Source organism: Pseudomonas sp. Pseu.R1 (assembly GCF_045764065.1).
GTDB lineage: Bacteria > Pseudomonadota > Gammaproteobacteria > Pseudomonadales > Pseudomonadaceae > Aquipseudomonas.
Genome location: NZ_JBJGEE020000001.1, coordinates 4,267,182 through 4,292,739 on the forward strand (window position 1 = coordinate 4,267,182; position 25,558 = coordinate 4,292,739).

8 protein-coding genes are annotated in these 25,558 nt (G+C 59.8%); 4 read left to right on the plus strand and 4 right to left on the minus strand.

All coding sequences use genetic code 11. The features are described from left to right. Positions 1–56 precede the first annotated feature (56 nt). Complete coding sequence (locus ACI5GA_RS19605) at positions 57–13,607, minus strand: retention module-containing protein (RefSeq protein WP_421423885.1); 13,551 nt, start codon at positions 13,605–13,607, stop codon at positions 57–59. A gap of 405 nt (positions 13,608–14,012) precedes the next feature. Between ACI5GA_RS19605 and ACI5GA_RS19610 the strand changes: the two genes are divergently transcribed. The 4 genes from ACI5GA_RS19610 (at position 14,013) to ACI5GA_RS19625 (ending at position 20,978) form a co-directional block, all read left to right on the plus strand. Continuing rightward, positions 14,013–15,362, plus strand: coding sequence for a TolC family outer membrane protein (locus tag ACI5GA_RS19610; protein ID WP_404636536.1), 1,350 nt, complete (start codon positions 14,013–14,015; stop codon positions 15,360–15,362). A gap of 61 nt (positions 15,363–15,423) precedes the next feature. Then, positions 15,424–17,577, plus strand: a complete 2,154-nt coding sequence (locus ACI5GA_RS19615) for a type I secretion system permease/ATPase (RefSeq protein WP_404636537.1) — start codon at positions 15,424–15,426, stop codon at positions 17,575–17,577. Then, positions 17,567–18,937 (plus strand): HlyD family type I secretion periplasmic adaptor subunit, encoded by a 1,371-nt coding sequence (locus tag ACI5GA_RS19620; protein ID WP_421423886.1) that lies wholly within the window; start codon positions 17,567–17,569, stop codon positions 18,935–18,937. Before ACI5GA_RS19615 ends, ACI5GA_RS19620 begins: the two co-directional genes overlap by 11 nt. Positions 18,938–19,298: 361 nt before the next feature. Next, entirely contained in the window at positions 19,299–20,978 is a 1,680-nt protein-coding gene (locus ACI5GA_RS19625; protein ID WP_421423887.1) for a methyl-accepting chemotaxis protein, read from the plus strand. A 148-nt stretch (positions 20,979–21,126) separates the two neighbouring features. On the opposite strand, the gene ACI5GA_RS19630 is transcribed toward ACI5GA_RS19625, so the two are convergent. The 3 genes from ACI5GA_RS19630 to ACI5GA_RS19640 form a co-directional block, all read right to left on the minus strand. Next, entirely contained in the window at positions 21,127–21,429 is a 303-nt protein-coding gene (locus ACI5GA_RS19630) for a DUF2845 domain-containing protein (protein WP_404636564.1), read from the minus strand. A gap of 15 nt (positions 21,430–21,444) precedes the next feature. Continuing rightward, complete coding sequence (locus ACI5GA_RS19635; RefSeq protein ID WP_421423888.1) at positions 21,445–24,408, minus strand: DUF748 domain-containing protein; 2,964 nt, start codon at positions 24,406–24,408, stop codon at positions 21,445–21,447. Positions 24,409–24,522: 114 nt separating this feature from the next. After that, positions 24,523–25,539: a class I SAM-dependent rRNA methyltransferase gene (locus ACI5GA_RS19640; protein ID WP_421423889.1), complete on the minus strand. Its 1,017-nt coding sequence runs from the start codon at positions 25,537–25,539 to the stop codon at positions 24,523–24,525. Positions 25,540–25,558: the final 19 nt, after the last annotated feature.

Genomic DNA, 25,558 nt, shown 5'->3' on the forward strand with positions numbered 1-25,558 from the left:
TGGCAGCCGTATGACACGGCTGCCAGCACAGTACATCAGCTCACGCGCTTGAGCTATCAGTGCGAATCGACCTTGATGGTATGAGCATCGTGAATCAACGACTTGAGCATGCTGTTATCCCAGCTCACGCCCTCCAGTTTGATGTGAACATCGGCTGTTTGAGCGGCATTGCTCGGCGTGGTCTGAGCGTCGAACTTACCGGTGGTGCTGACTTCTAGGTAGGTGTCGGAGCCGACCTTGTTGATCTGCAGGAACTTGGCGATGTTGGCATCGTCGTTGCCGTTTTCGCCTTGCAGCAGATCGCTCAGGTCCAGCGTGTTACTGCTGCCCTTGTTCCAGTCCTTGATCACGTCAGAGCCGGTGTCGCCCTGTTTCCACACGAACGTGTTGGTGCCAGCACCGCCGAACAGGATGTCATTGCCCTTGCCGCCGATCAGGGTGTCGTTGCCACCTTGACCGAACAGGATGTCATCGCCATTGCCGCCCAGCAGCGTGTCGTTGCCATCACCCAGCAACGGATACTTGGTCGCGTCATAGGTGTTGGACGTGTTGGCCAACTGAGCAACATCATCGGTGTGGCTGGTGATGAACTTGTGCAGCGCAGCATCATCGATGGTCGACACATTGACTTTCAGGGTGTCCGCAGCGAACTGCTTCAGCGCAGCGGTCCCTTCCAGTGCTTTGTAGTTGATCATGTCACCGAACAGGATGTCGTTGCCATCGCCGCCACTGACGGTGTCTTTGCCTGGACCAGTGAGGGTCTCGCTGCTCAGGATCGCCTCTTTGAGCTTGCTGACATCGATGACGTTCTGCGAGTGGTTGTTGGTGTCGTACTTGTCCAGCGCGCTGGTGTTGATCCCGATCGCTTCAATACCGTTGGTGCTCGCGGCCACCAGCTTGTTGTAAGCGGCAGTGGTGTGCGAATCCAGCGTGTTGCCGACGCCTGGGGTGCTGCTGTCGAAGGTGTTCGGCTGGCCGTCAGTGATGAAGAAGGTCAGTTTCTGAGCACCGGCGTTGACGGCGTCACTGCTGTTGAACCATGCACTCGTCTGGTTGAACACCGACTCGTAGTTGGTGTTGCCATTCGTGGTCAGCGCGTTGACGTAGTCGGTTGCCGCTTTCAGACCCGCAGTGGTCGAGATGTCGAAGCTCTGACCCGTGTGCGCGGTGCTGCCGAAGTTGGTCAGGTAAACCTTGACCGTTCCGGCATGCTCGCTGCCTGCCGACGTCGACAGTTGCGTCAGTGCTGAGATCAGCTGAGTTTTCATGGTCGACAGTTGCTTCTGCATGCTGCCCGACGTGTCGATCATGAAGGCGATGTCGTAGTTCTGACCCGCCACCAGCTTCATTGCGGTCACGTCTGCGACCACGATGTCATTGGAAGCCGTGCCGACAACGGTGCTGTCGCCCGCAGTGCCTTCGCTGGCCTTGTAGACGCCTGCGTCGACAGTCACTGCGATCTGCTTGGTGTCCGTGGCTGTCGCAACGGCGCCCGGCTTGCCAACCAGCGCGGTTTCCGTGGCCGTCGCGGTGACGGTCAGCGTGAAGTTGCCGCTGTAGTACTGAGGCGTCTTGATCACCAGACTGCTCAGGTCGAACTTGCTCACATCGACCGCGGTGTTGGCAGCGGCGATGGTGACGCTATGACCGGCGCCGTCGGTCAGGATGGAGCCCGCAGGTGCACCGCTGATCGTGGTGACGTGGGTTTCCGAACCGTCGTTATCGGTGTAGTTCGCCGTGATCGAGCTCAGCTTGATCGGGTTGTTTTCGGTACCGTGGTTCAGGTCGTAGGCGGTGTAGTAACCCTCGCCGGAGCCTGCGCCGTTTTCATGCAGTGTCACGCCGTTCAGGCCGGAAGCCTTCAGGTCGTCTGCCGAGGTGTACAACAGCTCGTTGGCGCTGTTCAGGGCGACGGTCTGGGAAGCGCCGGTGCTGTTGGTCTTGTCCACCAGGTTAATGGTGTAGCTGCCTGGGCCCGATTGGTTGTAGTGGTAGATATCCAGCGTGTAGTAGCCGGACTCGGTCGGGGTGTAGCCGGTCGACGAGATGGCGCCACTGTTACTGCCCCAGGTCGCTTTGGCCACGGTGCTGCCGCCGACGGTGATCAGCAGGCTGTCATCGCCCGAACCCGAGAAGTTGTAGGTGTGACCCGCTTCCAGATAGATCAGGCCGGACAGCTTGGTACCGGTGCCCGCGGCAACGTTGCCATCCTGCGCGGCGGTTGCCGTGGTATGGGTCGTCGGAGCGGTCGAGGTATTGAAACCGGCCTTGATAGTCGATTCGCTCGCACCGTTGCCGTCGGTGCCCATGCCGGTCAGCGTGCCCACCCAGACATCCTTGACCAGGCCGGTCGATGTGACCGCGCTGGTGCCCAGCGACAGGGAAGGCTGATCGACGGCCGGACGGATGCTGATGTTCAGCGTGCCCGGCGTGGCGACGGAGCCGCCATCGGTCGCGCTGAACTGCAACTGGCTGTAGACAGACTTTTGATCGCCTACACCGGCGGTGCTGTAGTCGCTGCTGCCGGATTTGTCGGCCGCTGGAACGAACTGCAGTTTGCCCGCTGCGATGTCGGCATAGCTGAAGGCCTTGCCGATGTCGTTGCCGGTCAGGGAAACCCAGCTACCGTTGGCGGCCTTGTACTGCAGATCGCCGCCGCTTGGCAGGGCGGTGATCTTGATGCCCAGTGCCGAGTTGGCGGTGTCGACATCGCTGATGCCGAAGTCGGACCACTTGAACACCAGCGCCGTGTCTTCGGTGCCGGTGGCCGCAGCATTGCTGACCACGGGTGCATCGTTGGTGCCGGTGACGGTAATCGCCAGGTTCGATGTGCTGCTCGCGCCCGATTTGTCGGTGACGGTGAACGGTACGTTGATGACCGTGGTCTCGCCCGCAGCCAGATGCTGGTAAGCCGGGTTGCTGGCGTCCAGCGTCCATTTGCCCGACTCGTCGACTGTGAAGCCGGCAGGCTTGTCAGCCGGTTTGACGGCATAGGTCAGTGTGTCGCCATCGTCCACATCGGTGGCCTGCAATTGACCACTGAGGGTGCTGTCTTCGCTGCCGGACCCGACGCTGGCTTTGGCCACCGGTGCATCGTTGGTGCCGGTCACAGTGATGGTCAGGGTCGAAGTGCTGGTCGCGCCCGCCTTGTCGGTGACGGTAAACGGCACGTTAAAGGTGGTGGTCTGACCGGCGCCCAGGTGCTGGTAAACCGGGTTGCTGGCATCCAGTGTCCACTTGCCGGAATCGTCGACCGTGAAACCGGCAGGCTTGTCAGCGTCCTTGACGGCGAATTTCAGTACGTCGTTGTCATCGACATCGCTACCCTGCAATTGACCTGTGAGGGTAGTGTCTTCATTGCCCGCACCGGTGCTGGCCGATGCGACCGGCGCATCGTTAACGGCGGTCACGTTGACCGTGACCGTGGCGGTGTTGGAAGTCGCATGCCCATCAGTGACGGTGTAGGTGAAAGTCACCGGACCGTTGATGTCTTTGGCCGGGGTGAAAATCACGTTGCCCGCGGCATCCATGACCACCGAACCGACCACTTTGCCCGACGCGTCGGTGACGCTGGATGGCGTTTTCGGATCGTTGCCTTGCAACGAGTTGATGGTCAATGCGTCGCCGTCGGCATCCTTGTCGTTAGCCAACAGGGTTGCCGCCTTGATGACCAATGGCTGGTCTTCGAGCGTGGTCAGGGTGTCATGCGCCAGCGCAATGGCCGGGTTGGTGCCCAGAACGCTGTAGCCGCCAATCACGTTGCCGGTGACCTCCGCCACTTCGACTTTCAACTGAGCCTGGCCGCCCTGATCCCAATAGACGATCTGGATGCTGTGTTCGCCGCCGGTCGCGAGCGAGAACGAGGTTGTACGAGCGGTAGGTGACTGGTTCGCGTCATAGGCAGCCACTTGTTTGCCATCGATCAAAACGATATAGCCATCGTCCGCCGTGATCTTCAGCGAGTAATTGCCTGCTTCCATCTTGACCTTGCCCGCCAGCTCGACGATCGCGTCAGTCGTAGTGGTTTGCGCAGTACCGTTGGTGTAAACCAGCGAGCCCTTGTCCGTGCCCAAGAAGGTCGCCAGGTTTCCGGCGTTGCCCAGGTCGTTGCCGAACGAGCCACCATAGTTCAGGGTGCTGGCGTTGAAGGTCGCATCGGCTTTGTGCGTGGCGATGAAGTCCAGCGCTTGCTTGATGCTGCTCAGGTTCGGACCATCGTTGCCCGCGCCGCTGCCCTGTTTGTAGCCGTAGTAGTTGCCCTGCAGGCTGCCGGTGACAGGTTGGCCAATATCATTGGCGGCAATAGGCGCATCGTTGACCGGGGTGACGTTGATCACAACGCTGGACGCATTGCCCAGGGTCGCGCCGCCGTCGCTCGGCTGGAAGCCGATGGTGGCGTAGTTGTTGCCGTTGGCGTCATCGGCAGGCTTGAAGGTCAGCTTGTCGCCGTCGATGTCGGCCTTGCTGATCAACTGACCTTGCGCAACGGCCACGCCATTGAGCAGCAGGGTGCCATTGGCGGGCAGGCCGGTGATGACCACGCCCAGCGAGCTGGCTGGAGAATCGATGTCGGAAACACCGAAGTTGCTCCAGTGCAGGGTCTGGGTGGTGTCCTCGTCCCCGGTGCTGCTGCCGCCCGTGGCGGTTGGAGCGTCATTGACCGGGTTGACATTGACTGTCAGCGGCAGCGTCGTGGAAGCGTGGCTGCCGTTGCTCGCTTCAGTTGCCGTGGCGATGATGCTCAGCTGAATCGGCGCCGTCGAGTCTTTCGGCGGAGTGATTGTCAGGTTGTTCAGATCCCAGCCGGTGACGATGACAGCGCCATCGCCGCCCGGAATCGAGGTGTAGCTGTTGTGGCCGTCGGTCACCACTGCGCCCAACGGAATACCTGCCACCGTCAGCGTCAGGGATTCCGAACCGTCAGTGTCGACCAGCGCCCCCGCGATATCCAGCTTGATGGCGCTGTCTTCGTTGCCGCCATCGGTATGCACGGTCAGGGTCGGTGCGTCCGCGACGGCGATAACCGTTACGTCGAATTTCAGCGACGTGCTCTCAGGCGCTGCGGCGCCATCTTTGGCGGTGGCGGTCAGCTCCAGCCCAACGGTGCCACTGTAGTTCAGCGGTGCCTGGAATTTCAGGCCGCTCAGGTTCCAGTTGCTGACATCCACCGAGGCGTTGTTATCGCCAGCGGTGAAGACGTGGCTCGGATTGCCATCGGTAATGACCGAGCCTTTCGGCAGACCGCCGAGGGTCAGGGTCAGGCTTTCCGAACCATCGCGGTCGGTGCTGGCTGCGTGAATCGGTGACAGCAGGATAGGTTGATCTTCATAACCGGTGTTGACGTTCTGGGTTACCGAAATGTTGTCCAGAATGCCGCCAGTGGAGTTGCTGTCTGCGGCTCTGAATTCCAGGTGCGCAGTGCCGTCGGCGGTGACCGGAACCTGGAACGCGTAGGTCTTGAGGTCCACCTCGTTGGCGTTCAGCGTACCGATCAGGGTCGTACCCCAGAAGACGTTGATCGTCGAGTTGTCCAGCGCACCTGCCCGTGGCGAATAATCGACGGTTACGGTGTAGGTCTGGCCCGCCTTGGCCGAGAATTCGGTCCACAGGTTGCTCTTGTCGCCAGTGTTGCGCTCCAGCTCGATGACGTGGTTGCCCGAGGCCTGTTTCGGGTCATTCACGCCATAGGTGCTGGCGGTGTTGATTTCCACCGCATTGCCGGAGTTATCGGTGTGCCACACGCCGCCGCTGAACTGCTCGACAGCGACGTTAGTGCCTGTGCCGGACCCTTGGAAGTCGATGCCACGGGTGAAACCGCCATCCATGGTCAGCGATGGTGTATCGGTGACCGGGTTCACGGTAACGCTGCCATTCACGACAGGCGAGCTCAGCACGTCCTTGCCGGCCAGGCCATTGTCCACCGCTTTATAGGTGAAGTCGTTGGTGCCGCTCCAATCCGCATCCGGTACGAAGTAGATGGTCGCGCTGTTGCCGGAGGCCGGGATATCCGTGCTGGTGTTGATGGCGATCGTATGGGCTGCATCGGCGTAGAACGTGCCGTGCGCACCCAGATCGACCAGGTTGAAGTGGTCGATCTGACCGTCCACATCGCTGCCGCTAAGGGTGATGGCGATGCCCGGGTTGGTCTGCCCGTCGTCCTCGTTGCCGCTGCCCTGAGCGGCATTGGCCGTCGGAGCATCGTTGACCGCGACCACGGAGATCTCGCCGTGGGCCAGGAACGATTCTTTGCCGTTCACCCCGTTGCCTTTGGCGCCGGAGTCGGTGACGGTGATGTCGACGCCACGCGTGCCTGCAATCGGATTATCGCCCGGTGCCTGGAACTTGATCGATTCGATCAGCGCCTTGTACTGCTCGAGGGTCGCGACGCCGGAAAGGGTAAAGCCGGTGACCTGGCCCGACGCGTTCTTCACTTCGGTCACGGTGACGCCGTCAGGCGTGGTGCCGGTGAACGTCAACAGCTCGCCAGCCTTCATGTCGCTGACACTGACGACGGCCTTGCTGAGGGTGGTGTTGTCCAGATCGTTCAGTTGCAGGTTCTTCACCACCGAAACGGCGTTGTCGTTCTCGGTGAAGGTGACCTTGTCGGTGCCCACGGTCGGCGCATCGTTGACGGTGGTAATCCGGATGGTCGAAACCGTAGTAGCGATGTTGTTCACATCGCCGCCGTCATCAATGGTGATGTTAATGATGCGGTTTTCAGTGCTCGGGTTATGCGACGAGCTGTCGAACGTGATCGACTGAATCGCAGTCTGGTATTGCGCTGCGGTGCCCGGACCAAAAGTGATGGTCTGGCTGACGATGTTGCCCTGAGCGTCTTTGACGTTAGTGATTTCGTACGTCAGACCCGCATTCTTGACCACGTTCAGGATGTCGCCATCGTGCGAGTTGGTCAGGGTGATGGTCGCAGACTTCAGAACGGTGGTGTCCGGATCGGTCAGGGTGAAATCGCGAGCAATTTTGCCTGGCCCCTTGCCGCTGCCCGATGGGGTGCCATCGGCCAGGGATTCGTTCCAGGTGTTGCCGAAGCTGGTGCCTGTGCCGGTGTGGCCAATGATCGGTGCATCGTTCACCGGGGTCACAGTGACGCTGCCGGTGCTGAAACCGGACTGGTTGTCAGTGCCGTGCGCATCGACGTCAGTGATTTCGATCTTCACGCCGCGCGCGTCAGCGTGCGGGTTGTCGCTGTTGTTGGCGTAGGTGATCGAGCTGATCAGCGCCTTGTAGTCGTCGATCGACGCGTTGCCGGTCAGGGTGATGACGATGTTGCCGTTAGCGTCGTTGCTCAGGCTGTAGTGAATGCCCAGCGAAGTGTCGCCTTCGGTGCCGCCCTTGTAGTAATCGGAAACGATCAGGTCTTCACCCTTGATGCCGCTCAGGGTGATTGTGGCGCTGGACAGCTGGCCGCTGTCGACGTCCTTGATGACCAGGTTCGTGACCAGCGGGGTGGCTGCGCCGTTTTCGGTGTAGCTTGCGCCGGTGAACGTGATGGTCGGAGCGTCGTTGACCGGGGCCACGGTCACGGCAGTGCTGGACGCCGCAGAGTTCAGCGCACCGTCGTTGACGGTGACAGTGATCGCGCGCGGATCGGTGGTCGGGTTGTCGCTGGTGTTTTTGAAGGTGATCGAGTCGATCAGCGCTTGGTATTCGGCTTTTGTAGCGTTACCGGTCAGGGTCAGCACGATGTTGCCGTCGACCACCGACTGGGTGACGGTGATGTGGCCGTTTGGCGAACCCACGGTCAGCTCATCGCCAGTCTGAGTGCCAACGAGGGTGACTTTGCCGCTTTGCAGGTTGTCGTTGTCGACGTCAGCGACGGTGACTTTGCCGGCGAGAGTGGTGCCAGCGCCGCCTTCGGTGAACGAGATGCCAGAGCCGTCGCCGACAGACGTCGGTGCGTCGTTGACCGGCACGACCTTGATAATGGCTTGAGCGGTGTTGGAACTGTCGGAGCCATCGTTGACGGTGACGTCAATCACGCGGTTGACGCTCGACGGGTTATCGCTGTTGTTGATGAAACGCAGCGATTTCAGCACGTCGTTGTATTCGGCCTGCGTGGCTTCACCGGTCAGGGTGAACACCAGCTTGCCGTCGACAGTGGCTGAGGTCACGGTGATCTTCGCGTTGGTGGTCGCGAAGTACAGTTGATCGTTCGCCTGCGGGTTGGTCAGGGTGACGGTTGCACCTTTGAAGGTCGGGCTGTCAGGATCGGTGATGGTCATGAACGGCATGACCTTCAGCGCGCTGTTGCCTTCGGTGAACGTGGTGGTGCTGTTGCTGCCACCGGCCGGGCCGTTGAGGTCCAGAACCGGCGCGTCGTTGACCGGGGTAACCTTGATGGAGCCTGTGTACTCAGTCGACGACTCCAGGTGGGTGCCATCGCTCTTCAGGCCGGTGTCGGTCACGACGACGCTCACGCCGCGCTCGCCGCCCGTTGGATTGTCACCCGAGGCGACGAATTTGATCGACTCGATCAGCTCCTGGTACTGGGCCTTGGTCGCCGTGCCTTCCAGCGTGATGACCATGGTGCCGTTGGCATCCGGGCCGGAGACGGTGTACTTGATACCGGCGATGTCGGTGGTGCCGTTGCCGGTGTTGTGCACAGAGTCCACAACGTCTTCAGCTTTCAGGCCGGTCAGGGTGATGACCGCTTTGCTCAGCGTGGTGTTGTCCACGTCAGCGATTTGCAGGCCCGGAGCGATGGACACTGGGTCGGCGTTTTCAACGTATTCGCTGCTGCCGAAAGTCACGGTCGGCTTGTCGTTGACGGCGGTCACGTTGATGGTGGTGGTCGAAGCGCTCGACACGCCATTGATCAGGTGGCCGTCAGAAACGGTGACAGTGATGTTGCGCGGCGTCTGGTCCGGATCTTCGCTGGTGCTGCTGTAGGTGACCGACTTGATCGCTTGCTCGTAAGCCGAGGCGCTAGCGCTGCCGGTCAGGATGACCGTGATCTTGTTGTGCGCGAGGTCATTGATGACGGTCGCCTTGATACCCAACTGGCTGGCAGCGGTCAGCACGTCACCGGCCTGAGCGTTGGTCAGGGTGATGGTCGCGCCTTGCACTTTGGAATCGTCAGGGTCGGTGATTTTCACGTTGCCTGCGATGTTGATGCCAGCCTGGTTCTCGGTGTAATCGGTGACGAAGTTGCCGTTGCCGCCCACAGCGCCTGCGTTCAGATCAACCACAGGTGCATCGTTGACCGGAATGACGGTGACCAGCGAGGTGCCGACAGAGGAGTTCAACTCGCCATCGTTGACGGTGACGGTGACCACGCGGATGCCACCCACCGGATCGTCACCCACGCTCTGGAAGGTCGCCGACTTCAAGACCGCTTCGTATTGCGCCTGGGTCGCGGTGCCGGTCAGGGTATAGACCAGTTGGCCACCGACCACTTTCGACGTGACGGTGATGTTGGTACCGGTGGTGTCGAACGCCAACGTGTCGCCGGCTTTTGCGTTCTGGATCGAAACTGTCGCGCTTTGCAGATTCGGGCTGTCCGGATCGGCAAGGGTGACGTTTGGCATCAGTTTGACCGGTGCCTGGTTCTCGACATAAGGCGCAGCGGCGGTGACGTTGCCGAAGCCGTGCATGTCGATGGTCGGTGCGTCATTGACCGCCGTGACCTTGATGGTGCTGGTGGCAACGTTGGACAGGTTGTACTCGGACTGACCGTCGTTGACTTGAACTGTGATCTTGCGATCGACGGTGCTCGGGTCATCGCTGGTGTTGCGATAAGTGATCGACTGGATCATCGACTGGTACTGAGCCAGGGTTGCTTCCCCGCTCAGGTTGACAGTGATGGTCTTGTTGCCATCGGCATCGACGCCGTTGACGATCTGTACGAAGATGCCGTTCTTGCTGGTGGCGGCCAGCACGTCACCGATCTGAGCATTGGTCAGAACGACGGTGGCGCTTTTGAGCGTGGTGTTGTCCACGTCGGTGATCGAAACGTTGCTGCCAGCGATGCTGATCGCCTTGCCGTTTTCGATGTAGTTCAGGCTGTAGCCGGTCTCGGTCGAGCCGTCTTTGCTGTTCAGGTCCAGAACAGGGGCGTCGTTGACTGGAGTGACGGTCACGACCAACGGAGTTGTGGTGGTCGCAGTATTGCCGTTGCTGGCCTCGGTCGAGGTCGAGCTCACGGTCAGCTTGATCTCGCCATTGAAGTCTTTAGGCGGGGTGATGGTCAGCTTGCTCAGGTCCCAGCCATCGATCACGACCGCGCCGTCACCGCCTGGAATCGAGGTGTAGCTGTGGGTGCCATCGGTCAGCACGGCGCCCAACGGAATGCCCGAAACCGTGGTGCTGAGCGATTCGGAACCGTCGGTGTCGGTCAGGGCCGTTGCGATGGTCAGGTGGATCGCACTGTCTTCAGGGCCGGTGGCCGAGGTGACGTTAACCACTGGCGCATCGGCCACGGCGATCACGTGGACATCAAAGCTCAGGTCTTTGCTCACCGGTGCAGCATCGCCGTCCTGTGCGGTCGCCGTCACGGTTAGCGAAACGGTGCCGCTGACGTTGGACGGTGCCGTGAAGGTCAGCTTGCTCAGGTCCCATTGGGTGATGTCGGTAGACGTCTGGCCAGCCGTCGCGGTGAAGGTGTGCGTGCCATCGGTCAGCGTCGAACCGACCGGCAGGCCTTTGAGGCTCAGCGTCAGGGTTTCCGAACCATCGGTATCGGTGGTGGCGGCCTTGATGGTCGAGAGCAGGATGCCTTTGTCTTCGAGGCCGGTGTTCAGCTGTTCGGTAACGCTGATGTTGTTGATCACACCGCCCACAGAGTTGCTGTCGGCTGCCTTGAATTCCAGTTTGGCCGCGCCATCGGCAGTGACCGGTACCTGGAAGGTGTAGGTTTGCATGCCGGTCTGATTGGCGTTCAGCGTGCCGATCAGGGTAGTGCCCCAGTACACATTGATAACGGAGTTATCCAGCGCACCGGCGCGTGGCGAGTAGTCGACCGAAATGGAGTAGGTCGCGCCCGCTTTGGCGTCGATGGTGGTGTACAGGTTGCTTGGGTCGCCCGAATTGCGCTCCAGCTCGATGACCTGTGAGTTCTGTGAGTTCTGTGCGTTGGCGCCGACGCCGTAGGTGCCTGGTGCGCTGATCTCGACAGTGCCGCCGCTGTTGTCGGTGTGCCACGCGCCGCTGCCGATGTTGCCGATCACGCCGGTGGTCGCGCCGTTGACGGTCAGCGAAGCCACCACCGCGTCGCTCACCAGCGACAGGGCAGGGGTGTCTGTCACCGGGGTTACAGTGATGTTGCCGGTGGCTGCCGTTGCGGCAGGCAGGCCCTGATTGTCGGTCGCGGTGTACGTGAAGCTGGTTTTGCCGCTCCAGTCAGCGTCCGGCTTGAAGTAGATCGTTGCGCTGTTATTGGCGGCAGCGATGTCGCTGGCGCTGGTCAGCTCCTGAGTGCCTGCCGCGTCAGCATAGAACTTGCCGTGCTCGGCCATGTCGACCAGGTTGAAGTGATCGATCTGACCGTCAACGTCGCTGCCCGTCAGGATGATCTTGACCAGGCCCGTCTCGGTGCCTGCGCTGTCCTTGCCGTCTTCATAGCCAGTCCCGCTGGCATCATTGACGGTCGGTGCATCGTTGACCGAGATGATATCGATCTGACCGCTGTGGTCGCCCGATTGATTGTCGGTGCCATGGGCGTCGACGTCGGTGACTTCGATCTTGACGCCACGAGGGGTGGTGTCCGGATTCTCGCTGTTGTTCGCGTAGGTGATCGAGTTGATCAGCTTGGTGTAGTTGGCGATCGACGCGTTGCCCGTGAGCTCGATGGTGATGCTGCCATCCGGGTTGCTCACCAGTTTGTAGCTGATACCCAGATCGGTGGTGCCTTCGGTGCCACCTTTATAGTAGTCAGACGCGATCAGGTCTTCGGCCTTGATGCCGGTCAGGGTGATCTTCGCCCCGCTCAGCGTGTCGCCGTCGACGTCCTTGATTTGCAGGTTGTTGACCAGAGGCTGAGGGGCACCGTTTTCGGTGTAGCTCGGGGTCTCGAACGTGATGGTTGGCGCATCGTTGACAGCTTGCACGTGAACGGTGCTGCTCACCGGAATCGAGTCGTTCTGGCCGTCGTTCACCGTCACGGTGATCGTACGATCTGCCACGCTCGGATTATCGCTGCTGTTGCTGAAGGTGATCGACTTGATCACGGCTTCGTATTCAGCAGCGGTCGCAGCGCCGGTCAGGGTCAGGACGATCTGGCCGTTGACGGTGCTTGTGGTGACGGTGATGTTGGCGTTCGGGCTGCCCACGGTCAGCGTGTCATCCGCTTGCGCGTTGGTCAGTGTGACCTTGGCGCCTGCCAGTTGCGGGCTGTCGACGTCGCTGACCTTGATGTCCGGTGCAATCGCGACACCGGTGTTGCCTTCGGTGAAAGTGACTTCGCTGTTGGTGCCAGTCGCAGCGCCGTTCAAATCAACGACAGGCAAAGCATCGTTGTCGATGAGAATGGTCGTGACGCTGCCGTTGGTGGTGCTGGCCACGACGTTTTCGAAGTTGCCACCGGTAATCGAACCAATCGAAACGGTGATGTTCTTGACGTCTTCCGGAAGGGTGTCGTTGATCGTTGCCAGATCGAACGTAACGCTGCTGGACCCGGCTGGAATCTTGACGCTGACCACTTGGGTGTAGTCCGTGCCATTGGCAGCGGTGCCGCTGTACGTCAGGTTGACGGTGACTTCGGTCTGGCCAGGGTTGCTCAGCGTGATGGTGTAAGTCGCCGATTCGCCTTCAGTGACCTGAGCGCTGCCCGTAATAGAGGCCGTGGTGGTGTCGACGGTGTCGGTGACGTTGGTCACGGCCGGCGCAGGGTTGGTTGTCAGAACCAGGCCAGCGCCGCCGGTGGTGCCGGTGATGGTTGTGGTGATGTTGTGCGCGTCGATGTACGGGGTGTTGCCGTTCGGAATCTGAACGACCACGGTGCCAGTCGTCTGGCCAGCAGCGATCACGATGGTCGAGCCGTTGGACAGGGTGATAGTCAGGTCGCTGAGCGGTGCCTGAGTCACGGTGGCGGTGTAGATCAGCGCGCCGCCTTCTTCGGTCAGTGTCGGTGTTGCGCTCAGGGTCAGGGTCGATTCGCGCTGAGGGACTGCGGCGTCTTCCTGAATACCTGCGGCTGCGGCGTTCCCCAGACCGGCTGTATTGAAGCCGATGTTCGGGTTCACGACGTCCGCGGTTTCGGTCAGCATCACGACGCTGTGGCCGCCGCCTGCGTTGCCGCCATCGGAAGACGTGCCGGTGGTCTGGCCTGCCGCGGTGGCTTCCAGATCCTTGGTCGGGTCCGCGCCCGCGGCGATGGCCTGTTGCAGTTCGGCAACAGACGGTGCCGCCTGAGCGGTGGCTTCTGCGATGTTAGTGGTCGAGGTCGGGGTTTCCGAACTCCACTGGCTGTCACGGCCCATGTCCAGTTGGCGACCATCAGCCAACTGCAATGTGACAGAGCCTTCCGGGCCTGTGAGCACCTGCTCCCCGGCCAACAGCCGGTCACCCTCGATCAGCACACGACGAATCCCTTCCGGGGAGACTGCGACTACTTGGCCAACAATGCTTTTGACGATGGCAACAACACTGCTCATGGGGGTGACTCTCCGAATTTACCGTTCTGTAGGTATCCATCATGCCGACCGGCTTTTCGGGTGCGGCGCTTCATATGGGGCTGCTTGAAACTAACAAAACTTTGGCGCCCAACAACTAAGCGTTTGATTTATTTATTGTTGGTTATTTGGCGTCAATTTATTCTCGGTCTAGTATCGGCTTCCTCATTAACTTTCTGCCAAACTATTGACCTATTCCGCGACATCCTAAACAATCGCGTCCGTAATGTCACATTGATATTTTCTGAGATCGCGTATTTCTGTTGTTCGCTCCCAGAGACCCTTCAGAACAGCCTGACGCCGCCGATCTCTTACACAAGTCTCTCTTTGCAGTGCAGCAGTGAATGCTGCGTTTTTGAACAAGTACGTTCTCGGGAAGTCACCAACATGCGTAAGCAAATTCTCACCGCTGTACCGTTCATCCTCTCGGCTGGCTTCGTGCAGGCACAAACCTTGCCAGAAGCCATGCAGAAGGCCATGGAAGTGCATCCCGAGGTTCAGGCAGGCGTCAACGCCCGCATTGCGCAGGACTACGCCGTCCGTGCGGCGAAGGGCGGCTATCTGCCACGTGTCGACATTACGGCGGGGTATGGTCGTGCGGGTTCCGATACGCCAACCACCCGTGCTCAGGGCAATGACAACCACTGGCAGACACTGAACCGTGGCGAGTCCGCCATTCGCCTGCGCCAGATGTTGTTTGATGGTTTTGCTACAAGTAACGAAGTTGGGCGTCAACAAGCCACCGCCAATTCTCGGGCGTACTCTTTGTTGAATACTTCCGAGCGCACTGCGCTGACAGTTGCTCAGGTTTATATCGATGTTCTGACGCAGCGTGAAATGGTTCGTCTCGCTGAAGAAAACCTTAAAAGTCACGAACGTATCTATGACCAGATCAAGTTGCGCACGAGCCGTGGTGTAGGTCGCATGGCTGACATGGATCAGGCCGATGCCCGTCTGGCTCAGGCGCAGAACAACCTGATCACCGAACAGACCAATCTCGCCGATGCTCAGACCAACTACCTGAGCGCCATTGGCCAACTGCCGGACCAACTGGAAAAGCCTGCGCCGTTCGCGCTGATGCCGGCCGATCTGCAGGAAGCCCGTCAGCAAATGCTCGACAACAGCCCGGTGCTGCGTTCGGCCGAGGCTGACATTGCCGCCGCCGAGAAACAGTACGCCGCCGCCAAGTCGACCTTCTCGCCGCGTTTCGATCTGGATCTGGGCCGCAATGCCGACAACAACGTCGGTGGCGACGAAGGTCACAACAACGGCTGGGAAGCCATGGTGCGCATGCAGTTCAACCTGTATGCCGGTGGCAGCAACAAGGCCGACCTGACCTCCAAGTCTTACCTGGCTTCTCAGGCCCTGGACATCCGCAACAACGCCCTGCGTCAACTGAACGAAGAACTGGGTCTGGCCTGGAACGCCTACAACAACGCATCGCAACAAGTGCCGATCGCGCAGCAGTACGTTGATCGGGCCACCAGCGTCCGTACGTCGTATCAGCAGCAATTCAGCCTCGGAGAGCGTACGCTGCTCGACCTTCTCGACAGCGAGAACGAACTGTTCACCGCGCAACAGCGTCTGGTGCAACTGCAAAGCCTGAAAACCTACACCCAGTACCGCATTCAGGCCGACATCGGCACCTTGCTGAAAAGTCAGGGCGTCGTGGCTCCGCTGGCATCGGTTGTGCAGAATGATATAAAGCCGTCGGTCAAACTGCCGGGTATGAACTGATCCTTGACGCATCCTGTCAGGAGCCAGCTTCTTTTAATTGCTAAAGAAAGAGAGTGTCAGCGTGGATTTGGAATTACCTTCTGTTCAACTAGGTCATGATCCCCGCAGCCAGCATGACGACCCGTTACTGGACGGTTTGCTGACACTCTGCGCCCTGCATCACAAACCGGCGAGCCGGGCGATGTTGAGCACCGGCCTGCCGTTGCCCGATCAGCGCCTGTCCGCCGACCTGCTGCCTCGTGCGGCGGCTCGGGCCGGTTTGCAGGGGCGTTTGCTGGTGCGCAAGCTGGACCAGATTCCCGCCATCGCGCTCCCGGCCATGCTGTTGTTGAAAGACAACCGCTGCGCCGTATTGCTGGGCTGGAACGATGATGTGGCGAGACTGCTGATCAGCGAAAGCGACGGCGGTGAAGTGCAGGTCGAGCGCGAGGCGCTGGCCAAGGATTACAGCGGCAAGGTGTTCTTCGCCCAACCGCAACATAAATTTGACGCAACCAGAGGCTCAATCATCCCGCGAGCACGCTCCTGGTTCAAAGACACCCTCAAGCTGTCGCGTTGGTTGTACGCCGACGCGATTGCTGCCAGCTTCGTCATCAACCTGATCGCGATTGCGGCGCCCTTGTTCGTCATGAACGTGTACGACCGGGTGGTACCCAATCAGGCGACTTCCACCCTGTGGGTGCTGGCCGCTGGTATTGTCGGTGCCTATCTGTTCGATCTGGTGCTCAAAGGGCTGCGCAGCCTGTGCCTGGACCTGGCCGGTAAAAAGACCGATCTGATCATCTCCGCGACGCTGTTCGAACGCATCGTGGGCATGGCGATGAAGTTTCGTCCCGCCCGCGTCGGCAGCTACGCGCAGAACATCCATGAATTTCAGGGCATGCGCGACTTTCTGACGTCGCTGACCCTGACCAGCCTGATCGACCTGCCGTTCACCCTCATCATCCTGTTGGTGATCGCGCTGCTGGGCGGGCATCTGGTGTGGATTCCGATCATTGCCTTCCCACTGGCGCTGGGCATTGGTCATCTTTTGCAAAAGCCGCTCACCGCCACCCTCGAGCGCACCATGGCTCTGGGGGCCGAACGTCAGTCGAGCCTGATCGAAACGCTGTCGGGGCTGGACGCGGTCAAGGTCAACAACGCCGAAAGTGAGCGTCAGTATCACTGGGAGCACACCATCGGCACCCTGAGCCGCCTCGAACTGCGGGTCAAGATTCTGTCGGGGATGGCCATGAACATCACGTTGCTGATCCAGCAACTGGCGGGTGTGGCGATGATCTGCTTCGGCGTGTACATGATCATCGACGGCAATCTGAGCATGGGTGGTCTTGTGGCTTGCTACATGTTGAGCGGCCGCGCCCTTGGCCCACTGGCGCAATTGTCCGGTTTGCTGACCCGTTACCAGCAGGCCAAAGTGACGATGGTGTCAGTGGACCAGATGATGGAGTTGCCGCAAGAGCGCAACTTCGAAGAGCGTCCGATGAGCCGTCAGGTGCTGCAAGGTGCGATGGAGTTCCGCAACGTCGAGTTCACCTACCCGAATCAACAGACCCTGGCGCTGAAGAACATCAACCTGGTGGTTCGTCCGGGCGAGAAGATCGGCATCATCGGTCGAAGCGGTTCGGGCAAGAGCTCTCTGGCCAAACTGCTGGTTGGTCTTTATCAACCGGACGAAGGCTCGTTGTTGGTTGACGGCGTGGACATTCGCCAGATCGACGTCAGCGAGCTGCGGCACAACATCGGCTATGTCGCTCAGGACATTCAACTGCTGGCCGGTTCGCTGCGTGACAACCTGGTCAGCGGCGCGCGTTATGTCGACGATGAAATGGTTCTTCAAGCTGCGGAGCTGGCAGGCGTGCACGAATTCGCCCGTCTGCACCCGCAAGGTTATGAACTGCAAGTCGGTGAGCGTGGACAGAACCTGTCCGGTGGCCAGCGGCAGAACGTGGCGCTCGCCCGTGCGTTGTTGCTCAATCCACCGATTCTGCTGCTGGACGAACCCACCAGCGCCATGGACAACACCGGCGAGGAGCGCCTGAAGCAGCGCCTGCAAGCCGTCATCGAGAAGAAAACCGTGATTCTTGTGACCCACCGAGCCTCGCTGCTCTCTCTGGTCGATCGCCTGCTGGTGATCGACCGTGGCCAGATCCTTGCCGATGGTCCGAAAGCGGCCGTGATGGAAGCATTGAAGAAGGGGCAGATCAGTGTTGCTTAAATCGGGTCAAGACTCCGGCGGGTTGTTCGGCTATTTCAAAGGCACCCCTTCCCTTGAAGGGCAGCCGATGCCTGAAGTGAAGAAGGCTTTCCTCGATGACGTGCCGCGTATCGTGCGGTACACCATCTGGGGCGTCATTCTGTTCTTCGTGTTTCTGGTGCTGTGGGCCAACTTCGCGGTCATCGACGAAGTGACCAAAGGCGAAGGCAAGGCGATTCCCTCGACCAAGATTCAGAAAATCCAGAACCTTGAGGGCGGTATCGTCGCGCAGATTTACGCGCGCGACGGTGAGATCGTTGAAGCCGGTGCACCGCTGATTCGGCTGGACGACACTCGTTTCGCGTCCAACGTCGGTGAGACGGAGGCCGACCGCGTGGCCATGGAGTTGCGCGTCGAGCGTCTGAGTGCCGAGGTCGATGACCGTCCGTTGAACATCAGCGCTGATGCGCGCAAGTCGGCGCCCAAACAGGCTGCGAACGAAGAGTCTCTGTACCAGAGCCGTCGTCAGCAACTGGTTGATGAAGTTGGCGGGCTGCAACAGCAACTGATTCAGCGTCAGCAGGAATTGCGCGAGTTCGGCTCCAAGCAGGAGCAGTACCGCAACAGCCTGAACCTGTTGCGCCAGGAGATCGGCATGTCCGAGCCACTGGTTGCACAGGGCGCGGTGTCCCCCGTGGACATCCTGCGGTTGAAACGGTCGGAAGTGGAAACCCGCGGCCAGCTCGACGGCACCACCTTGGCGATTCCTCGTGCGCAGGCGGCGATTGCCGAAGTGCAGCGCAAGATCGACGAGACCCGTGGCAAATTCCGCAGCGACGCCCTGACGCAATTGAACGAGGCCCGTACCAATCTGGCCAAGGCGCAGTCTACGGCCAAGGGGCTGGAAGACCGGGTCAACCGCACCATGGTCACCTCTCCTGTGCGCGGTATCGTCAAGCAGATGCTGGTCAACACCGTCGGCGGCGTTATCCAGCCGGGCAGCGACATCGCCGAAATCGTGCCGCTGAATGACACCTTGCTGGTCGAGGCGCGCATTCGTCCGCAAGACATTGCGTTCCTGCATCCGGGCCAGGAAGCGATGATCAAATTCACGGCCTATGACTACACCATTTACGGTGGCCTCAAAGGCAAGCTGGAACAGATCGGCGCCGACACCGTGCAGGACGAGCAGAAGAAGGAAACCTTCTACGTCATCAAACTGCGCACCGAGCGCAGCCACCTCGGCACCGATGACCATCCGCTGTTGATCATTCCGGGGATGGTTGCGTCGGTGGACATCATCACCGGCAAGAAGAGCATTCTCAGCTACCTGCTCAAACCTGTACTGAAGGCACGCGCCGAAGCGCTTCACGAACGCTAATAGAACCTACGCCTCCCCCTTGTGGGAGCGAATTCATTCGCGATTCGGTGGGACATTCGATACATCTCTATCGACTGTACTGGCCAATCGCGAATGACGTACTACGCACTACTCGTCTCTACATTTCATTCCGCTAAACCATCGACAAAATCGATACTCCTCTCGGCCCCATCACATCGATCGATCATAGTAGCCTTGTGACATATTTCGGTTGTAATTTATCGCGCCTGGATCCTAAAGATCCGCTCAGGATCAGCGATACGATTAGCTGCAACCGCCGTTCACGCCACCACTCACCACAAGAGCTTCCGGTCATTTTTCATCAGTAAAGATGATATGTCCTGCATACAAGGAATTCGTCGTGACGTTAAACCTGCGCCGCAAGGTCATTCTCCTTGCCATTATTCCCAGCCTGATACTGGCCGCCGTCATTAGCTGTATCACCTGGGTCGTGCTGCAAAAACTGGCCACTCAGGAGGTCGAGCAGACCCGTGCGTTGCTGCTCGAAGAACGCAAACTGTCTCTGAAGAACTACCAACAGATTGGCGAAGCCGCGATCAAACCGATCTACGACGCCTCGGCGCCTGGCGATATGGAAGCCCGCGACCGTGCGCTCAAAGTTCTCAAGGGCTTGCAATACGACAAGGCTGCCTACTTCTTCGGCTACAACTCGCAGTACGTGCGGGTGTTCTGGTCTGATAAGGACGTGGACATCGGCAAGAACTTCTCCGATGCCAAGGACGCCAACGGCGTTTACGTGATCCGCGGCCTGGTCGACAAAGCCAAAGACGGCACCCATTTCTTCCGCTACGACTGGACCACGCCCGGCAGCGACAAGCCGGTTCCGAAACTGGGTTACACCAACTACCTGCAAAAATGGGACTTGGCGTTCGGCACGCAGGCCAACCTCGATGACATCGATCAACAAATTGCAGCCATCGAGGCGGCGATCCAGAGCCGCATCGGCTCGTCGGCAGCGCTGATCGTCGCCGTCGTTGCGGTATTGCTGCTGATCGTTGCCGTGATTGGCCTGTTCCTGGGCAACGGGCTGGTCAAACCGGTGATGGTGATCAAGCAGAATCTGGATGACATTGCCGCAGGTGACGGCGACTTGACCCGACGTCTGCCAGAGACAGGCAATGACGAGTTAGGTGCGCTGTCTCGGTCGTTCAACCAGTTCGTCGAAAAAATCCATGGACTGGTGCGGCAGATCGCGGAGATGACCGGCCAGCTCAACGGCCTGGTCAATGACATGTCGTCCCAGGCACAACGCTCCGAAGAAGCCATGGGTCGTCAGCGTCAGGAGACTGATCAGGTCGCGACAGCCATTCACGAAATGTCTTCGGCGGCGCATCAGGTGTCGATCAGCGCGCAAGGCGCCTCTCAGGCCGCGCGCAAGACCAGCGACGTCGGGCATGACGCGAGGAGCGTGGTGAACAAGAGCATCGAGAGCATTCGTGCGTTGATCGGTGAGATTGGTGAGAGCAGCTCGTCGCTGGACACCCTGCGTCAGAACGTGCACTCGATTGCTTCGGTGGTTGACGTGATCCGCTCCGTGGCCGAGCAGACCAACCTGCTGGCCCTTAACGCGGCCATTGAAGCGGCGCGAGCAGGGGATGCCGGTCGCGGCTTTGCGGTGGTGGCCGATGAAGTGCGGGGTTTGGCCAGCCGAACGCAGCAGAGCACACAGGAAATCCACGACATGATTACCTCGCTGCAGCGCGGTGCGCAAGACGCGGTCGTGGCGATGAGCCGCTCAAGCGACACCGGCAAAACCACGGGCGAGTTGGCCAACGAGGCCGGGGCGTCAGTGGATGCCATCGGGCAGTTGATCGAGACCATCAACGACATGAACGCGCAGATCGCCAGCGCTTCGGAAGAGCAGACTGCCGTCGCCGAAGAGATCAGCCGCAGCATGACTCAGATCGCCCAAGCCGTGGACACCGTGGCCGACGATGCTCAGGCCGGTGCTTATACGGCGCGCAGCCTGACAGACTTAGGTGATCGGTTGGGTGGGTTGGTGAAGCAGTTCAGGATTTGACGGGATAGATTGCGCCTTACAACGCAATCATCTGTGGGAGCGAATTCATTCGCGATGGGGTAGTTCGATCAACACATCTCTGTTGCCTTATCCATCATTTCGCGAATGAATTCGCTCCCACAGGGTTGGTGCTGATGCCACGCCAGGTTTACCGACCCCGCCGACTATCAATCCGCACCAACCGCCCACCTTCGAAACGCAGGTACTGATACATCCCGTTATTCGGGCCGTAGATCCATTCCTGCACCTGCACCTGATCGACCTGACGGAAGTGGTTGACCGTTTCCTTGTACCCCACAATGTCCTGACTGATGGGCTGACCGCACTTCTGTTGCACTTCGAACATCCTGTCGCCAGCGCTGATCAATTGGCTGCCGCAGCGCAACGTATCCGCCTGAGCGGTAAGGCTCAATGCCGTCAGGCCGAGCGCCACCAAGGCCACGATTAACACACTCTTCAACGTTCGTTACTCACTGTCCAGATGCAGGGGGCTGATGACGCGTCCGTCTTTTTCCGGCTGACCGAGGGACGCGTCAACGAAATAGACCCGATCATCGGCCAGTTGTCCCTTGTCCACGAGATAGTCCTTGATACTGCCTGCCCGCGCCTGGCCTAACTGACGCAACAGCAAAGCGCTGGAACTCCACGACTTGAGCACGGCCTCGCGCAGCTTGTTCTGCCGCTCTTCCTTACCCAGATCGACCCATTCAGCAGGTGGCTGCTGTTTCAGGCGGGTGCGATAGATGCCTTCGAGCATCGGTGCTTTCTCGTCGTCCGGCACTTTCAGGTCACTGGCCTGGGCGGGGACTTTGTCGCCACGCCGCTGAAGAATTTTGTAGTACGTGCTCTGGTATTCACGCTCCAGCCGTTGCTGGGCGATCAGGGGGCCATCGCTGGCCTCGGCGCTGGTGCCTTCGATTTCCAGACGCAGGGCGGGGCGTTCTTTCAGCGCGGCGGCCAGTTTGTCGAGAGAAGCTTGCGCGTCGCCACTCAATTCGTCCGAGCCTGGTGCGAAGGCCACAGTGCCCAGGTCTTCCGCACCGCCTCCGCTGATCAGTCCGCCAATGAACTTGAACGGCGCCGCCGCCGCCTTCACCACCAGATTGCGCAGCGTCTGCCAGACGATCGGCATCACGCTGAACTGAGGGTTGTTCAAATCCCCGGAAACCGGCAGTTCGATGGAAATCTTGCCGTCCACATCCTTGAGCAGCGCAATCGCCAGTTTCAGCGGCAGGTTCACCGCATCCGGGCTGTCGACCTTTTCACCCAATTGCAGTTGCTCGACCACCACCTTGTTCTCGGCCTTGAGCTGGCCTTTGGTGATCAGGTAATGCAGGTCCAGATTCAACCGCCCCTTGCGAATGCGATACCCGGCGAATTTTCCGGAGTAGGGCGTCAGCGTGGTCAGCTCGACGCGTTTGAAGCTGGTCGCAATATCAAGGCTGGCCAGCGGATTGAAGGGGTTGAGTGCGCCTTTGATCGTGACCGGCGCATAGCGGTCGACCTTGCCTTTGATGTCCACCGGCGCAGGCTTGTCCTGACGGTTATCCAGCGTGCCGATCGTACCGTTCAACTGCTGGATGGCCGTCGCGAAATTCGGCGTGAGGCTAAAGTCGGCGAAGTTGGCCGAGCCATTGTTGATGTTCACCTCACCGATGTGAATGCCCATCGGTTTGTCAGCGGACGCGGCCTTTGCTTGAGCTGCGGGCTGCGGCGCGGCTTTGGGCGTGTCGGCAGGCTGCGGAATCAGCAGGTCATCAATGTTGGTAGTCCGGTCATCGGCGATCACGAAGCGCGCATACGGCTGTTCGATATTGATGGTCGCGATGCTCAGGCTGTCGCCCAGCTGGAAGTTCAGGCCATCGACGTTCAGTCTTTGCCATTTCACGAAGTCCCGGGATTTGAGGGTGTCCAGTGTGTGCAGTTGATCGACCTGGGCCTTGCCGGTAATGCCCAGCGCCAGCGGCTCGGTGCTCTTCAAGTCGACCGCCAGATCAGTGTTCAGCATGCCGCTGCGCACTTCCAGCCGAATGAACGGCGTGACATAGGATTGCGCCACACGCAGGTCGATGTCGCGGGTGGTGACATTGAGTTTGGCGCGTACCGGCGCCAGATTGACTTCGCCCTCGGCGGTCAGCTTGCCTTGTTTGCCCAGCCCGGTGTCGAGTTTGAGGGTGAAAGGCGATTGATTGAGGCTGTCAAAATTGTTCAGGTCCAGATTGAGCGGGCCGACCTCCAGCGCGACAGGCTCTTTGGGCACTTTGTCGGCCAAGTGCACGCGATAGTCCCGCAGTTGTGTGTCGCGCAGCAGCACTTGCCACGGCTTGCTTGGCGCCGTGTCTTTACTGGCTGTGGTTTCGGCGCCCGAAGCGGTCGCGGGTTGATGCTTCTCGGCTTCGGCTTTCTTCTGCTCCGACTTCGCAGGCTGGCTGGCGAACAGCTTCTGCCAGTCGAGCTGACCATCGCTTTCCCGTGCGGCCCAGGTCTCCAGACCCTGACTGCGGATCTTGCCCACGGTGACTAACTGCTTGGCCAGATCCACCGACGTCTCGCTGACTTCCAGGTTTTTCAGGCGCACCAGTGGCCGCCCGTCCGGGGCGTCCATGGCGAATGGCGAGACTTTGATGGAGGTGTTGTCCAGCCGCAGTTCGGTTTCTTTGGCCAGGTTGAGTGTGTAGTGAGTGTCGAGGCTAAGTACGCCGTCTTTGAGTACCAGCGGCAGAGCATCGCGCACATAGGGCCACCACAGCTTCATCTTGCCATCGGTGACTTTCAGCGTGCCTTCCGAGGCGATGGGAACGAGGCTCACGCGGCCCACCCAGTCGATCTGCCCACCATCGGGACCGGCGGCGACCAGCGTCATGTCCGCGTTGTCTTCAGGCAGGGTGCTGAGGTTTTTCAGCTCGAAATTCAGGGCGTCGTAGAGAAATTCGATGGGTTCGCTGGGGCGCAGGTCTTCGAAGTGGACATAACCGTCAGCGAGCTTTATTTCATCGATACGCAGCGGGAAGGGTTTGCTCGGTGGCTCGTCGGGCTTGGCAGGCTCACTCGGTGGCAGCTTGAACAGTCCGGCCAGATTGAGGGTGCCGTCTTTGGCGAACAGCAGTTCGGTCTTGGGTTTGTCGAGCTTGACGGCGGCCAGGTGCAGGGCCTTGGTCCACAGGCTGTCGATCTGCAGGTTGGCGTACAGCTTTTCGAAGGCAATCTGTTCTTTGCCCGGTGCGCCAATTTTCAGGCCCCACAGCGTGACTTCAAGCGTGTAGGGGTTGAGTTCCAGTCGGTTCAACGTGGCGGGAACCGTCGCGTAATTCGCCAGTTGCTGGTTGATCACGCGCAGCGCGATGCCGGGCAGAATGAAGAACCCCAACATGCTGTAAAGGGCGAAGGCGGCCAACAAGGCGCCGATGGCGCGTTTCAATCCTTTGGGCATAAGGGTCGCCAACTCTCTCTCGATATGAGGTGCCTTTGAGTATGGCACGCCAATCTGGTTCCGAAGTCGATTGCCTCACTGCTTGTGGGAAAAATCCGCGCGATCAACCCCCGATCAAAGCTGCAAGATCAAGGTTTTGAGTGGAGGCTGTTGATCCAGTGACGGAAAGTCGGCGGCAGGGGGGAGCGCTTGCCACTCGCGCACCGGACGGCCGATTTTGGTGGCACAACGCAGCACCTGATCGCGCCAATCATCCATGCTGACCTTTGCCAGATTGTTGCAGCAGATCAACATGCCATTCTCGGCAGTGGTCAGCAATGCGGGCTTGAGCAGGCTTTGGTAGTCGCGCAGCAAATCGACTGTCCCGAATGCGCTCTTTGCCCAAGCGGGTGGGTCCAGCAGCACCAGATCGAACTGGCGCTGTTCGAGGCGTACATAGCTCGGAAGCTTTTGGCCGCGACGGGACGCAATCGGCAGGCCCGCCAGTTGGCGAATCGCCGGGAAGTAGTCGGACTGAATGAACTGCATCTCGGGCAGTTGCGGGTTCAGCTTGCCGTTCTCCCGGCCGACGGCGAGGTTGCCTTCGGCGAAATCCAGATTGCACACCTCTCGCGCACCACCGGCTGCGGCGCTCAGCCCCACGCCACAGGTGTAGGCGAACAGATTGAGTACGTGCTTGCCCTTGGCGTGGTCTTTCACCCAGCCGCGGGCATTGCGCAGGTCGAGAAACAGCAGCGGGTCCTGCCCGGCATGCCGCCCGCGCACACGGTACTTGAGGCCCCACTCGTGGCCGATCAGGTCTTCCAGCGCAGCACCGTCGGCTTTGTAGACGGGATCTGCGCGATCGATCCGCGAATTGCCCTGAGAGCGGTCGTTGTAGACCAGCATCAGTTCCAGCCCCAATCGAGCATTGATCGCGGCGTGCGCGGCCAGTAGCGAGTCGCGGTCCAGCGTACGGTGGAAGCTTTGCACCAGCAATTGCGGGCCATAACGGTCGATGGTCAAGCCGCCTGCGCCTTCCTGGCTGCCATGGAACAGACGATAGCAATCGGTGCCTTGCGCGTGCAGCTCTGCGAGCAGGGATTGGCGATTATCGAGGGCGACGCTGAGCGCCTGATTCAAGGAAGACATGCGCGGCGCCTTGGGGCAG

Bases quoted from the DNA above. Each gene is read 5' to 3' on its own strand.
- ACI5GA_RS19605 (WP_421423885.1), bottom strand. From the start codon at position 13,607: ATGAGCAGTGTTGTTGCCATCGTCAAAAGCATTGTTGGCCAAGTAGTC.
- ACI5GA_RS19610 (WP_404636536.1), top strand. From the start codon at position 14,013: ATGCGTAAGCAAATTCTCACCGCTGTACCGTTCATCCTCTCGGCTGGC.
- ACI5GA_RS19635 (WP_421423888.1), bottom strand. From the start codon at position 24,408: ATGCCCAAAGGATTGAAACGCGCCATCGGCGCCTTGTTGGCCGCCTTC.
- ACI5GA_RS19640 (WP_421423889.1), bottom strand. From the start codon at position 25,539: ATGTCTTCCTTGAATCAGGCGCTCAGCGTCGCCCTCGATAATCGCCAA.